Genomic DNA, 13,032 nt, shown 5'->3' on the forward strand with positions numbered 1-13,032 from the left:
CCTTCGAAGGCACGGCACAGGGAAAAGGTGACGGGCGATGCCGCTGAGGCCCGGTGACGCGGAGACCATAGGCGGCTACACGCTGACCGACCGGCTCGGCAGCGGCGGCATGGGCATCGTCTACCTGGGCCGCTCCGCCTCCGGACGGCAGGTCGCCGTCAAGGTCGTGCACCCGCCGTACGCGCAGGACGAGGAGTTCCGCACACGCTTCCGGCAGGAGATCGCGGCCGCGCGCCAGGTGAGCGGGGCGTTCACGGCGCCGGTGGTGGACGCCGATCCGGACGCCGAGCAGCCGTGGATGGCGACGCTGTACGTGCCCGGCCGCACCCTGTCCGATGTCGTGGCCGAGGACGGGCCGTTGGCCGGACGGGAGTTGCGCACGCTCGCGCTGGGCCTCGTCGAGGCGCTGCGGGACATTCACCGGGCGGGCGTGGTGCACCGCGATCTGAAGCCGAGCAACGTCCTGATCGCCGAGGACGGCCCCCGTGTCATCGACTTCGGCGTCTCGCACGCCGTCGACAACGAAGCCCTCACCGTGACGGGGCGGTTGATCGGCACCCCGCCCTTCATGTCGCCGGAGCAGTTCGCCTCGCCTCGGGAGGTCACCGCCGCCTCGGACGTGTTCTCCCTGGGTTCGGTCCTGGTGTACGCGGCCACCGGCACCCGTCCGTTCGACGGCAGCAGCCCCTATCTGACCGGCTATCAGGTGATGTATGAGGCGCCGGCCCTGGACGGCGTCGCCGAACCGCTCAGGAGCATCGCCGAACGCTGTCTGGCCAAGGATCCGGCCGCCCGCCCCGACGTCGCCGACCTGCACCGCATGATTCTGACGCTGCCGGAATCGACGGGCTCACCGGAGTCGACGGAACCGCCGGTATCGCCGGTATCGCCGGTATCGCCGGAACCGCCGACATCGGCAGGCTCACCGGCTTCCGCCGCCCCGGTCGCCTCCGGTGGGCGCCCCGCTCGTCAGGGTCGTCGAGGGCTGCGCGTCCTCATCGGCCTCGTCGCCGTCCTGGTCGTCACCGGGCTGAGCTTCACGCTGATGACGACGACCGAGGAGACGGAGGAGCAGAACCGAGCGAACCGGAACGACGGCTCCCCGTCGCCCACCGCACCCACCTCCCCCTCCGCCTCCGCCTCCGCACCGGCATCGCGGTCGGGGTCCGGGCCGACACCCGGGTCGGGGTCCGCCGCAGTGGTGCTGCCGCCGAAGCACGTGCGGTGGGACTACCAGATCGGCGGCGCGTACACCCTGCCGGCCGGCGTGCGGGTGGTCAGCCGTAGCCATGAGGACCCGGCCGCGCCGGGGGCGTACAACATCTGCAACGTCAACGCCCTCCAGGCGCAGGAGGACGCGGAGGACGACTGGGACTCCGATCTGCTGCTGCGCGACGCCGACGGCGAGGTCGTCCGCGACGAGGACTGGAACGAGGCGGTCCTGGACATCCGCACGGCCGCCAAGCGGCAGCGCATCGCCTCCCGGGTGAACGCCTGGATCGACGAGTGCGCGGCCAAGGGGTACCAGGCGGTCGAGCCCGACAACTACGACACGTTCACCCGCTTCCCGGACCATCTCACGGCCGGTCAGGCGAAGGCGTTCATGAGGCTGCTGTCGGCCCACGCCCATGAGAAGGGCCTGGCCGTCGCCCAGAAGAACACCCTGGAGCTGGCGCCCGACCGCGCGTCCGTGGGCATGGACTTCGCCGTCGTGGAGGAGTGCGGCGAGTGGGACGAGTGCGGCGATTTCGCGAAGGCGTTCGACGACAACGTCTTCGTCGTCGAGTACACGGCCAAGGGTCTCGCGAACGCGTGCGAGGGCTGGGGCGGCGAACTGAGCATCGTCCGCCGCGACGAGAACGTGGTGCCCGAGGGCACCGCCGGCCACCTCGGCGAGACCTGCTGACACCGGCCACGGGATGTGGCTGCCGGGCCCGGCACCCTCGTTTCCCGGCACCCGCTCCACGCTCGGCACCCCGCCTGCTGTGGTGGAGTGGCGGCATGAGCGACATCGAGACGATCACGGTGCCCGACCTGCTGCGGGGCCATCCCGGGGTGGCGTTCGGCGGGTATGTGGCGGGGGTGCCGGCCCGGCGGGGGGAGGCCGGGACCGTACGGGTGGACTTCCGGCGGCCGACGCCCGTCGAGGTGCCGGTGGGGCTCGCGCGGACCGCCGACGGAGTTATGTGACCTGTACGGGTGTCTCAGAGGCGGGATGTCTCAGGCGCTCCTCGCGCCCTCAGCTGCCGTTGACAGTGCGGCCGTTGTTGGGGGCCTACGGCTGAGGTGCCATGGCTTGTCCCGTCCTACAGTTGGCTCGTCGGGACCGGCTTGCCGTGGCAGCGCGCCCACTTGCGTCCCCCCTCGCACGGGCAGAGCGCGTTGTGCGGCCGGTTGGCGTCGGCGGACACGTACTCGCGCATGATCAGTGCGGGAGCTCGCCCCTGCCGCAGCAGCCCGGCCATGGTGCGCATCGGGCGGTCGACGTGGTGGAAGAATGCCTTGAAGCCGGCGCACAGGTGGTTGAGGCCCGGTTCGCCGTCCGGGGTGGCGTCGAAGCGGTCCTTGGGGCAGCCGCCGTGGCAGGCGAAGCGGACGTCGCAGTCGTGACAGTAGCGGGGCAGGGTGTCGTACTTGTCCTGGCCGAACTTCCGCTGTTGCGGTGAGTCGACCAGCTCCAGCATGTGCCGGTCGCCGATGTTGCCGAGCAGGTGGTCTGGTTCGACGAAGTGGTCGCAGGAGTACAGGTCGCCGTTGTGTTCCAGGGCGAGGGCACTGCCGCAGGTCCTGGAGTGCACGCACAGGGATGGCTGCTCTCCGTACCAGTTGGCCAGTGCCACATCGAACATCTGGACGTAGACGCGGCCGACGTCGTGGCGTACCCAGTCCTCGAAGACGTCGATGAGGAACCGGCCGTACTGCTGCCCGGTCACCGACCGGTCGGTGACCTCGTCGCCTTCCTGTCGGTACACGGGCCGGTCCTTGGCGCGGGCGCCCCAGCCGTCGTTGGCCAGCGGCAGGTCGTGTGGGGTGGTGCGTTCCACGATCGGGATGAACTGCATGTGGGTGGCGCCGCAGTAGTCGCGGAGAAAGGCGTAGACCGAACGGCCGTGCCCGGCGTTGGCGTCGTGCAGGGTGGTCAGCGCGTTCCACTGCACGCCGTGTGTGCGCAGGTGGCCCAGCCCGCGCATGACGCGGTCGAAGGTGGGCTTGCCGCCCTTGTCGACCCGGTAGGCGTCGTGCAGTTCGCGGGGGCCGTCGACTGAGAGCCCGACCAGGAAGTCGTTGTCGCGAAAGAATCGGGCCCATTCGGCGTCGATGAGCGTGCCGTTGGTCTGGATGGTGTTGACGATCCGTTGGCCGGGGCGGGCGTAGCGCCTTTCGTACTCCAGGGATCGGCGGAAGAAGTCCAGGCCCATCAGCGTCGGTTCGCCGCCCTGCCAGGCCACCGTCACCTCCGGCACCGGACCGTGCGCCTCGACGAGCTGCCGGATGTAGGCGTCGAGCAACTCGTCCGCCATACGGAATCTGCTGCCCTCGTACAGCAGTTCCTTGGACAGGAAGAAGCAGTAGGTGCAGTCCAGGTTGCAGATCGCTCCGGCGGGCTTGGCCAGCAGGTGGAATGGGTGGCGCCGGACGGTCGGGGCGGGAAGGTCTACGGTGCTCATCGGCCCAGGATGGGGCGGCCGGGGCGATGAGCGCGCCATCCGGCAGGGGTGACGCGCGGGACTCCCTCGTACGCCGTCAGAGGTGGCCGCGAAGGCGAGCGTGTCATGCCGGTCGGGTCCGCGGCGGGCCGTCGGCAGGCCAGGTGAACAGCGTCAGTCCACCGGCGGTCACCTCGGCGGTTTCCGAGCGGTGACGGGTCGTGGTCATGGGCGATTCCTCACTTCGCCGGTGAGCCGCAGCACCCGGCGCTGCATCTCCGAGCATGTGGTGGCGCCCCGGACAAGGTTCTAACCCGTGACGGGTGAGGTTCAGGAGGCAGATCGCTGGTTCTCTGAAAGCCCGAGGATGAAAGGCCCGCCGATGAGCAGCGAAGCCTGGGCCGGTGTGGCGGTGGCGGGTGTCACCGCCACGTATGCGCTGGGCTCCCGTCGGCTGGCGTCGACACCGGTGTCGTCGGCGATGGTGTTCGTCGGCTGCGGGGTGCTCCTGGGGCCCGCCGTGCTCGATGTCATCGATCAGGAGCACAACGCCGGGCAGATCCTCACGCTGCTCGAAGCAGCCCTCGCCCTGGTCCTGTTCACCGACGCCATGACCGTGCGCCGACGGGACCTGAGATCCGGCGGCTTCCTGCCGGGCCGGCTGCTCGGCATCGGACTGCCGTTGAGTATCGGGGCCGGCTGGCTGCTGGCCTGGCCCCTGCTGCCCGGCCTGACCGTCTGGGAGCTCGCGCTCGTGGGCGCCGTCCTCGCTCCGACGGACGCGGCCCTCGGTAATACCGCCATGACCAGTCCACGGGTTCCGCCGCTCGTACGGCAGGGGCTGAACGTGGAGAGCGGTCTGAACGACGGCATGGTGCTGCCGTTCTTCGTCCTCTTCCTGGCGGGTATTACGGGCACGTCCGCCGCCGAGGAAGGGGCGGCAGGCGTCTTCTGGCGGGCGCTCGTCCTGAGCACGGTGCTGGGTCTGCTGGTCGGCGCGGGCGGCGGTCGGCTGTTGGGGGCAGCGCGGGCGCGAGGCTGGGTCTCGCGGGAGTGGGCGCAGCTCTTCGTCCCGGCCGTCGCCGCGGCGTCATACGGATTGGGTGTCGTGGTGGACGGCAGCGGCTTCATCGCCGCCTGGGTCGCCGGGTTCTCCTTCGGTTTTGCCCTGCGCCGCTTCCGGGCCACGGGTGCAGCCACCGCCCCGGCGGAGGGATCGGACCGCACCGCCGACTTCACCGAGCACCTCGGCGGGCTTCTGGCCTCGGTCAGCCTGCTCGTCTTCGGCGCGGTGCTGCTCGGTCCGACGCTGGAGGACCTGAGCTGGCGGGTTGTCGGATACGCCGTGCTCAGCCTCACCGTCGTACGGATGCTGCCGGTGGCCGTCGCGCTCGCCGGCAGCGGGCTCCGGCTGCCCACGGTGGCGTACATCGGGTGGTTCGGGCCACGGGGGCTGGCGTCCGTGGTGCTGGGGCTGCTCGTTCTGGAGGAGCATGTCCGCGGTGTGGGGCTGCTGGGCAGGGTGGTCGCGGTCACCGTCGGCCTGAGCGTGCTCCTGCACGGCGTCTCGGCGGTCGCCCTCGCCGACCGGTACGGCCGCTGGCACGAGGAGACCATGGCCACGGGACGGGAGCTGCGCGAGACGGAGCCCGTCCCGGAGGCCGGCCGGCGGCGGCGCGTCACCGCGCGATGACGTCGAGCGCCCACCGGTGCGAGCCGGTGTGCCGTGAGGGGAGCGCTGTCACCCGTTACGGGTGAGGCAGGAGAAGCCTTACGTCGCCACGGTGGAAGGCAGCCGGTCAGGACTCGGGGCAACGAGGAGAACCGCCATGGCCAAGCCCTTCAAGGGGAAGATCGCTCTCGACATCCGTGACTCGCAGCCCGACTGGGCGCCGTTCCTCGTGCCCGAGGCGCCCGAGAACAGCCCGAACGTGCTGGTGATCGCGTGGGACGACGTCGGCTACGGGACGATGGACTGCTTCGGCGGCCCGGTGAAGACGCCGACGATGTCGCGGATCGCCGACATGGGGTTGCGCTACTCGAACTTCCACACCACGGCGCTGTGCTCCCCGACCAGGGCCTCGCTGATGACCGGCCGGAACGCGACGTCGAACGGGATGGCGACGATCGCCGAGTTCAGCGCGGGCTTTCCCGGGATCTCCACCCGTATCCCGTTCGAGAACGGGTTCGTCTCGGAGGTCCTGGGCGAGCGCGGCTACAACACGTACTGCGTCGGCAAGTGGCACCTCGCCCCCGGTGAGGAAATCAATATGGCCGCGTACAAGGGCCGCTGGCCCCTGGGGCGCGGCTTCGAGAGGTTCTACGGCTTCCTCGGCGGCGAGTCGAGCTGCTGGTACCCGGACCTGATCCACGACAACCACCCGGTCGACCCGCCGGCCACACCCGAAGAGGGCTACCACATCGCCAAGGACTTCTCCGACAAAGCCATCGAGTTCATCCGCGACGCCAAGGTCGTCGACCCCGGCAAGCCCTTCTTCATGTATCTCTCCCTCGACGCGGCCCACGCACCGCACCATGTGTTCACGGAGTGGGCCGACCGGTACAAGGGCGTCTTCGACGAGGGCTACGAGGCGATCCGCCCCGGAATTCTGCGCCGTCAGAAAGAACTCGGCCTGCTGCCCGAGAACACGCGGCTCTCCCCGATCAACCCGCACGGCGAGCCCACGGTGAGCGGGCCGGACGGCCAGCCGTGGCCGCTGCTCGACACCGTGCGGCCCTGGGACGACCTCAGCAGTGACGAGCAACGGCTGTTCGTCCGGATGGCCGAGGTCTTCGCCGGATACGTCACCTACAGCGACGACCAGTTGGGCCGGGTGCTCGACTTCCTGGAGTCCTCGGGCGAGCTCGACAACACGATCATCGTGGCCGTCTCCGACAACGGGGGGAGCGGCGAGGGCGGACCGAACGGGACGTTCAACGAATGGCGGTTCTTCAACGGCCTGGACACCCCGGCCGAGCTGTCCCTGGAACACATCGACGAGCTGGGCGGTCCGACATCGTACAACCACTACAGCACCGGGTGGGCCTGGGCGTTCGACACCCCGTTCCCGTACTGGAAGCGCTGGGCCGGCTACGAAGGCGGTGTGGCCGACATGTGCCTGGTCGCCTGGCCCGCGGGGATCGAGGCCCGCGGAGAGGTGCGCGATCAGTACGTCCACGCGGTGGACGTGGTGCCCACGCTGTACGACCTGCTCGGCATCGAGCCGCCCGAGGTACTCAAGGGCCATCCCCAGAACCCGATCGAGGGCGAGAGCTTCAAGGCGTCGCTCACCGACCCTGCGGCGCCGGGACGGCAGACGCAGTTCTACGCGATGCTGGGGCAGCGGTCCATCTACCACGAAGGCTGGCTGGCCTGCACGGTTCACCCGCCGCTGAGCGGCTGGGGCGACTTCGCGCACGACGTGTGGGAGCTGTACGACCTCACCACCGACCGCGCACAGTCGACGGACCTGGCCGCGCAGGAACCGGCCAGGCTGGAGACCCTCAAGAGCCTCTGGTACTACTACGCCGGCATCTACAACGGGCTGCCACTGGACGACCGCACCGCCCTGGAACAGGTCCTGGCCGACCGCCCCCACGGCACCCCCGAACGCGACCGCTACGTGTACTACCCCGACACCGCGTCGGTGCCCGAACAGTCCGGCGTCGTGACCAGCGGCCGGTCGTACACCATCGCCGCCGGGGTCGACGTCGACTCCGCCGACGCCGAAGGCGTGCTGTACGCCCACGGCGGTGTGGCGGGCGGCCACAGCCTCTACGTCAAGGACCATCGCCTGCACTACGCCTACAACTGGGTCGGCAGCAACCTCCAGGTCGTGGACGCCGACCGGGAGATCCCGCCGGGCAAGCACGTGCTCACCGCCGAGTTCGCGGCGCACGGCCGCAGCACCGACGCCGCGCTGCCCGGCGCCGCGGGCACCCTCACCCTCTACGTGGACGACCAGGAGGTCGGCAGCCACAACATCGTTACCCAGCCCGGCAGTTTCTGTATCGTCGGCGACGGGATCTGCGTGGGTCGCGACGACGCCTCACCGGTCACGCCCGACTACGAAGCACCGTTCCCGTTCACCGGAGGCACGATCGACAAGGTCGTGGTCGACGTCTCCGGCGAACGCTACGTCGATCACGAGGCTCAGGTGCGGGGCTGGTTCATGACCGACTGAACGGTGGGACACCGACGGACAGCGAGCCGGAGGGAAGGAGTCCACGGATGACCAGGGAGACCATCGGGGCTGAGGGTGCCGACGCCCCGGGCGAGGCACATGCGCCCGTCTTCGACACCCTCGTGCAGATGACGCTGAACGCGTTCGAACGATCCGGTCTGGATTCCGAGGCGTACCTGCTGACCCGTATCGCGGCGCTGGTGGCCATGAGCGCCTCCCCCACCTCGTACCTGCTCAACGTCGGCGCCACGAAAAACAGGGGGTCCCGGCCCGGCGGAGCGGCGGGCCTCACCGCGTCAGCCGCATGAATAAGCCGGAGACAGGCGTCATTGTGCGGCGGCTTCAGTCTGTGAGTCGGCGGGCGGCGCGGAGGGAGCATCCAGGAATTCACGGACGGCGAAGCCCAACAGTGTGATCACCGCGGTCCACACCACGACCGCCGTGGTCGGGTAGCTCCAAGTGAACAGGACGACGGCCGCGATCACCAGGATGGCCGCCCCGATCCAGCGTTTGAAGCGATGCACGAACCATCCGACCGCGCCGAGACGAAGCCCCGCCGATGTCGCCACATCGCGCAGACCGCCGATGCTTCTCCGGCAGCCGGTGCGCGTGAGAACGGCGACCCGGGACGGGCCGGCGAGGAAGGCGCCCGCGGCGGTGAAGAGGGCGACCGCGGCGAGCGCCCGTACGCCGGCCCGCAGGAACTTGACCAGGGCGTCGTACACGGATCCCGCGGCGGCCTGGGAGGTGCCGGGCGGGAGATGGTCGAGGTAGACGTCACGGGCGACGGTGAGGCCGATTCCGAGCACCAGCATGGCGACGAAGACGGCGAGTGCGGCCCCGATCAACGCGTGCCGCCGGTTGAACGCGACGTACACGCCGACGGCCGCGATCAGCAACGCGATGACGGGCAGCCAGCCGCCGAGGATCTCCAGCACGCGCACGTACGTCTTGACCTTGCCGACATCCTCCGACGCGAACACCACGAAGTCCGTGTGCACGGCCGGGATCCTCGCGGCGGGCGAGAAACCGGCGTCGACCAACCGGTTCTTGACGTCGGCGACGATCGGCCCCAGGTCGATGACGACCTCGTTGTTCTCCAGCCTGACCGTGCTGTCGGCCTGGCCCGTCAGTGCCTTGTCCAGCGCCGAGTGGGCCCTGCGGTTGGCGTTGACCCAGACGGTCTCGAAGGCACTGCTGCTGACCACGCGCTCCACCGAGCCGCTGACCAGCCGCTTGAGCCCGCTCTCGATCGGGCCGTCCAGGTCGTTCAGCAACTCGGCCACCCGGGGCGGGACACCCTTCTGCGCGGCCGCGTCCGTGAGCTGCTTGACCAGCGCGTCCACGTCGACTTGCGCCAGCACCGCGTCGGTGACCCGGTTGGTGATCGCCTTCTGCACATCGGGATCGCTTGCCAGCGGGGCGACGGTGGCGACGTAGCGGTCCGTGTCCTGCACGATGCTGTTCGCCCACACCGCGACGACGGACAGCAGCGACAGCAACGCGGCGAGGAGGATCAGCAGGACCGAGCCGAGCGAGCGGAACGGATGATGCCGCGCCGCCCGGGGCGGCGCGACGCTCTCCAGTGCGTTCACCCGCTGCCGCAACTCGTCCAGCTCGCTGCGCTCACGCGCCGAGAGCTCGTCGTCACCACTGTCGCTCATGGCCACCAGCAGATCCGTGCGCAGCACAACGCGCGACCGGGGCAAACCCAGACGGGTGACCGGCGTACCGAGGTGCGACAGCCGCGGCCCGATGATGCAATTGGAGTGAAGTGAAGCGGGGGTGTCACAGGGGGAAGTTGCGAGTACCAGAGGTGACGCCGTGAGCGACGAATTCGAAGAAGTGGGCGAAGTGGGCCCCATCGACTACCTGGTCGTCGAGTTCCCCGGTAATCGGATGACCGGCGAGGGCTTCCCCATTCTCGTCGATCTCGTGGACCGCGGCCTCATCCGGATCCTGGACCTGATGTTCGTCAGGAAGGACGACGACGGATCCGTGACCGGTGTGGAGATCGCCGACCTCACCGACGACGGCAAACTCGACCTGGCCGTCTTCGAGGGCGTGTCGTCGGGACTGCTGGGCCAGGACGACATCGAGGAGGCGGCCACCGCGCTGGAGCCCGGCAGCTCCGCCGGCATCCTCGTCTACGAGAACCTGTGGGCCGCACCCTTCGCCGCCACTCTGCGCCGCGGCGGGGCCCGGATGGTCGCCTCAGGGCGGATCCCGGTGCCCGCACTCGTCGCCGCCCTCGACGCGACCGAGGCCGCTCACTAGGCAGAGCTCACCAGGGCAGAAGGGACACCGCCATGCCAGGTCTGATCCGCGGGGTCGCGCGCACCGCCGTCGTCGCCGGAACCGCGACCGCCGTGTCGAACCGTGTGACACGCCGACAGCAGGGACGATGGGCGGAGCAGCAGAGCTACGAGGCGCCCCCAGCGCAACCGGCTCACCAGGCCGAACCGCCCGCGGCTCCGGCGGCCTCCGACATGACCAGCAAGATTGAACAGCTGAAGCAGCTCGGCGAGCTCAAGAGCCAGGGCGTGCTCACGGAGGCCGAGTTCGAGGAACAGAAGCGCACGATCCTCGGATCATGAAGCGCACCGCGCATTCGCCCGTCGGAACGCCCCCTGCCATGCGGTCGGCGCCAGCGGCCGCCCCTCATCGGCCAGCCACAACCACAGCGGTTCCCCAGTGCCGGACCAAGCGGCGCCGCTCCGCCGGACCGATACGCCCGTACGACGGGCTCCGGGCACCGCCGTCCAGTACCAGCGCATACCGGCCCGTGCGGATCACCGTCCGGTCCGTAGACGCTAGCGCGAAGCGGCCCTGCGCAGTACAGCGGGCCACGATCGAAGCCCGCTCGACAGCTATGAAGTGGTGGAACTGGCGCACCTTGGGCGGCGGCAGGAACACCCGGCGCACCTTGCGTCGTTTCGCCACCGCGCCCGCCACCCTGAACTCACCCAGCGAGCCCGGCGGTGGCACCTCAGACACCAGCAGGGCTGTGGGTGGCTCCTCGACAGACCCCGCCCCGCGGTGACCTCACGGGGCCGGGGGGCCCGGCACGTGCCGCGTGCCGAGCCGGGCGCGCGGCACGCAGCCTCGACACCGGGGGCGGTCAGATCGGCATGGCCTCGCGGACAAGAGCCGTGTCGACGAACTGTTCGAAGCGGACGATGAGGCCGCCGCGGACGGTGAAGTGGTGGGCTACGCGGACGTCGATGTGCTTGCCGGTGGCTTTGTTGGTCGCGGTGTAGCGGGCCAGGACGACGACGTTCTCACCGTCGACGACATAGGTGTCGTCGTGGGCGGTCCAGTCGTCCCAGTCCTGGCCGAGCTTCTCCATGACGTTGGAGGTGACCCCGTCGGGGGTGCGGTAGGTGCCGGCGAGGGGGAAGCCCGCCATCTCCGTCCACTCCACGTCGGGGGCGAGGGTGGCGCGCAGGGCCGCCAGGTCACCTGCCGCGGAGGCCAGGTACTGACGCCTTACGACATCGGCGGGCGCGGGGGAACGGGCGAACTCGCTCATGCTCAGCCCCACTTCATCTCGCCCTTGGCGACCTTCGCGCCGATCTGCGCGGCGATCTGCATGCCGTTGTCGGGGTAGCGCTTGACGAGGGCCTCGGTGAGGGACGCGCCGTCGGCGGCCTTGTCCAGCTCCTCCTCGAACGCGAGCAGGTACGCGCGGGTGGCGGCGATGGCGGAGGCGTCGGCCGGGGTGCCGGGCAGGCGGTGGCCGGGGACGACCAGCTCGGGGTCGAGCGCGGCCATCTCGTCCAGCAGGTCGATCCAGGCGGCGCGGTCGCCCGGGGTGGGGGTGTCGGCGACCCAGACGTGCTCCTGCTGGAAGAGCAGGACACCGCCGAGGAGGGCGCGGGACTCGGCCTGCCAGAGGTAGTGGCGGTCGGGCAGTGCGGCCGGGCCGCCCTTGAGCTCGAAGCGGTGGCCCTCCAGGGTGAGGTCACCGGTGAGCGGGGTGAGGTCCACCAGACGGGTGGGGAGGTTGGCGCCGAGGGCCGCCCACGCCTTGAGCTTGCCCTCGTAGGAGTGGTGGATGTGGTCGATGACGAGCGGGGTGGCGACGAAGACCGCGTCGGGGAAGGCGTCGGCGATCACTTCGGCGCCGAAGTAGAAGTCGGGGTCGCCGTGGCTGACGAGGACGGTGGTCAGCTGCTTGCCGGAGTCGAGGATCTCGGCGGCCAGGCGATGGCCGTCGGCGCGGGTGAAGGCGGCGTCCACGAGCAGGGCCTCGGTCTCACCGGTGACGAGGGTGGCGGTCTTGTTCCTGCTGCCGGCCGGGAAGTCGAGGTCGAGGACCTTGTAGGAGAGGGTGCTCATCGTTGGCTCCTTGGCGTGGGGTGGGCGGGAGGGTGGGACGGGAGGGAGAGGGGACGGGGGAAGGTGGGGACGGGGAAGGTGGGAAAGTGGGGACGGGGGTCAGCGGATGCCCGCGGTCCCGAGCCGCGCGTCGATCTCGTCCGCGGTGGCACGGCCGTGCGCGAGCTCGGTGACATGGTCGCCGTCGACGGCCAGGAACGTGGGGAAGCCGGCGACACGCAGTTCGGCGGCGCGGCGGAAGTCGGCCTCGGCGGCCGCCTTCGCTCCGGGCGACGCGAACGCGGTGACCACGGCGTCGGCGTCCAGTCCGGCGTCCTCGGCGATCTTCCGGTAGGTCGCCGGGTCGGAGAGGCTGAGGCCGTCGACGTAGAACACGCGCTGGAGTTCGACGGCCAGTTCCGCGGCCCGGTCGGGGGCGGCGGCCCGCAGGGCGGCCAGACCGCGGGCGGCGGCCTCGGAGTCCATCACGAACGAGCCGTCGGCGATGAGCCGCTCGTACGCCTCGCCGAACTCGGCGCCGGTCAGCTCGGCGATCCGGGCGTTGGCGCCCTGGACGTAGCCGAACTGACGGATCGGCACCCGGCGCGACCCGGTGAACAGCCCGCCGGAGACGACCTCGACCGGCAGCCCGGGGTGGCGGGCGACGACCTCGCTCAGGGTGCCGGAGAACCCGTGCGACCAGCCGCAGTAGGCATCGAAGACATAGACCAGCTTCATGGAGATCCTCGGCGAGGGTGTGGCGCCCGCCGGTTGCGAGCGACTCACCTGAGAGAACAGTAGCTGACGCGTCAGGTATTTCTCGGAGCGCGTGACGCCCGCCACATCGCCCTTCGCCCTCGCCCTTCGCCCTCGCCACTCGC

12 protein-coding genes are annotated in these 13,032 nt (G+C 70.1%); 7 read left to right on the plus strand and 5 right to left on the minus strand.

Going from position 1 to position 13,032, the window contains the following annotated elements; translation table 11 throughout:
* The first annotated feature begins 37 nt into the window (after positions 1-37).
* Both K1J60_RS20605 and K1J60_RS20610 read left to right on the plus strand, forming a co-directional pair.
* Positions 38-1,906 (plus strand): endo alpha-1,4 polygalactosaminidase, encoded by a 1,869-nt coding sequence (locus K1J60_RS20605; RefSeq protein WP_220647496.1) that lies wholly within the window; start codon positions 38-40, stop codon positions 1,904-1,906.
* Positions 1,907-2,001: 95 nt separating this feature from the next.
* Complete coding sequence (locus K1J60_RS20610; RefSeq protein ID WP_220647497.1) at positions 2,002-2,190, plus strand: hypothetical protein; 189 nt, start codon at positions 2,002-2,004, stop codon at positions 2,188-2,190.
* Between the two features lie 116 nt (positions 2,191-2,306).
* On the opposite strand, the gene K1J60_RS20615 is transcribed toward K1J60_RS20610, so the two are convergent.
* On the minus strand, positions 2,307-3,668 hold the full coding sequence (locus K1J60_RS20615) for an anaerobic sulfatase maturase (protein WP_220647498.1): 1,362 nt from the start codon (positions 3,666-3,668) through the stop codon (positions 2,307-2,309).
* Positions 3,669-4,029: 361 nt separating this feature from the next.
* Between K1J60_RS20615 and K1J60_RS20620 the strand changes: the two genes are divergently transcribed.
* The 3 genes from K1J60_RS20620 to K1J60_RS20630 all read left to right on the plus strand — a co-directional run bounded on the left by K1J60_RS20620 (position 4,030) and on the right by K1J60_RS20630 (position 8,139).
* Positions 4,030-5,340 (plus strand): cation:proton antiporter domain-containing protein, encoded by a 1,311-nt coding sequence (locus K1J60_RS20620; RefSeq protein WP_220647499.1) that lies wholly within the window; start codon positions 4,030-4,032, stop codon positions 5,338-5,340.
* Between the two features lie 136 nt (positions 5,341-5,476).
* The gene (locus K1J60_RS20625; RefSeq protein WP_220647500.1) at positions 5,477-7,831 is read left to right on the plus strand and encodes an arylsulfatase; all 2,355 of its coding nucleotides are present in this window, start codon (positions 5,477-5,479) and stop codon (positions 7,829-7,831) included.
* 47 nt (positions 7,832-7,878) lie between these two features.
* Positions 7,879-8,139, plus strand: coding sequence for a hypothetical protein (locus K1J60_RS20630; protein ID WP_259407820.1), 261 nt, complete (start codon positions 7,879-7,881; stop codon positions 8,137-8,139).
* 18 nt (positions 8,140-8,157) lie between these two features.
* On the opposite strand, the gene K1J60_RS20635 is transcribed toward K1J60_RS20630, so the two are convergent.
* Positions 8,158-9,495, minus strand: coding sequence for a hypothetical protein (locus K1J60_RS20635; RefSeq protein WP_259407821.1), 1,338 nt, complete (start codon positions 9,493-9,495; stop codon positions 8,158-8,160).
* Positions 9,496-9,655: 160 nt separating this feature from the next.
* On the opposite strand from K1J60_RS20635, the gene K1J60_RS20640 reads away from it, so the two are divergent.
* Both K1J60_RS20640 and K1J60_RS20645 read left to right on the plus strand, forming a co-directional pair.
* Positions 9,656-10,108, plus strand: coding sequence for a DUF6325 family protein (locus tag K1J60_RS20640; protein WP_259407822.1), 453 nt, complete (start codon positions 9,656-9,658; stop codon positions 10,106-10,108).
* Between the two features lie 32 nt (positions 10,109-10,140).
* The gene (locus tag K1J60_RS20645) at positions 10,141-10,428 is read left to right on the plus strand and encodes an SHOCT domain-containing protein (RefSeq protein WP_220647501.1); all 288 of its coding nucleotides are present in this window, start codon (positions 10,141-10,143) and stop codon (positions 10,426-10,428) included.
* Positions 10,429-10,952: 524 nt separating this feature from the next.
* Here the strand turns inward: K1J60_RS20645 and K1J60_RS20650 are convergent.
* The 3 genes from K1J60_RS20650 to K1J60_RS20660 all read right to left on the minus strand — a co-directional run bounded on the left by K1J60_RS20650 (position 10,953) and on the right by K1J60_RS20660 (position 12,889).
* Positions 10,953-11,363 carry a nuclear transport factor 2 family protein gene (locus tag K1J60_RS20650; protein ID WP_220647502.1) on the minus strand — a complete coding sequence of 137 codons (411 nt, stop codon included), beginning with the start codon at positions 11,361-11,363 and terminating at the stop codon, positions 10,953-10,955.
* A gap of 2 nt (positions 11,364-11,365) precedes the next feature.
* Entirely contained in the window at positions 11,366-12,172 is an 807-nt protein-coding gene (locus K1J60_RS20655; RefSeq protein ID WP_220647503.1) for an MBL fold metallo-hydrolase, read from the minus strand.
* Positions 12,173-12,271: 99 nt separating this feature from the next.
* Entirely contained in the window at positions 12,272-12,889 is a 618-nt protein-coding gene (locus K1J60_RS20660; RefSeq protein ID WP_220651582.1) for a DsbA family protein, read from the minus strand.
* Between the last annotated feature and the right edge of the window lie 143 nt (positions 12,890-13,032).

Origin of the sequence: Streptomyces akebiae, assembly GCF_019599145.1 — a bacterium.
In the GTDB taxonomy this organism is placed as follows: Bacteria; Actinomycetota; Actinomycetes; order Streptomycetales; family Streptomycetaceae; genus Streptomyces; species Streptomyces akebiae.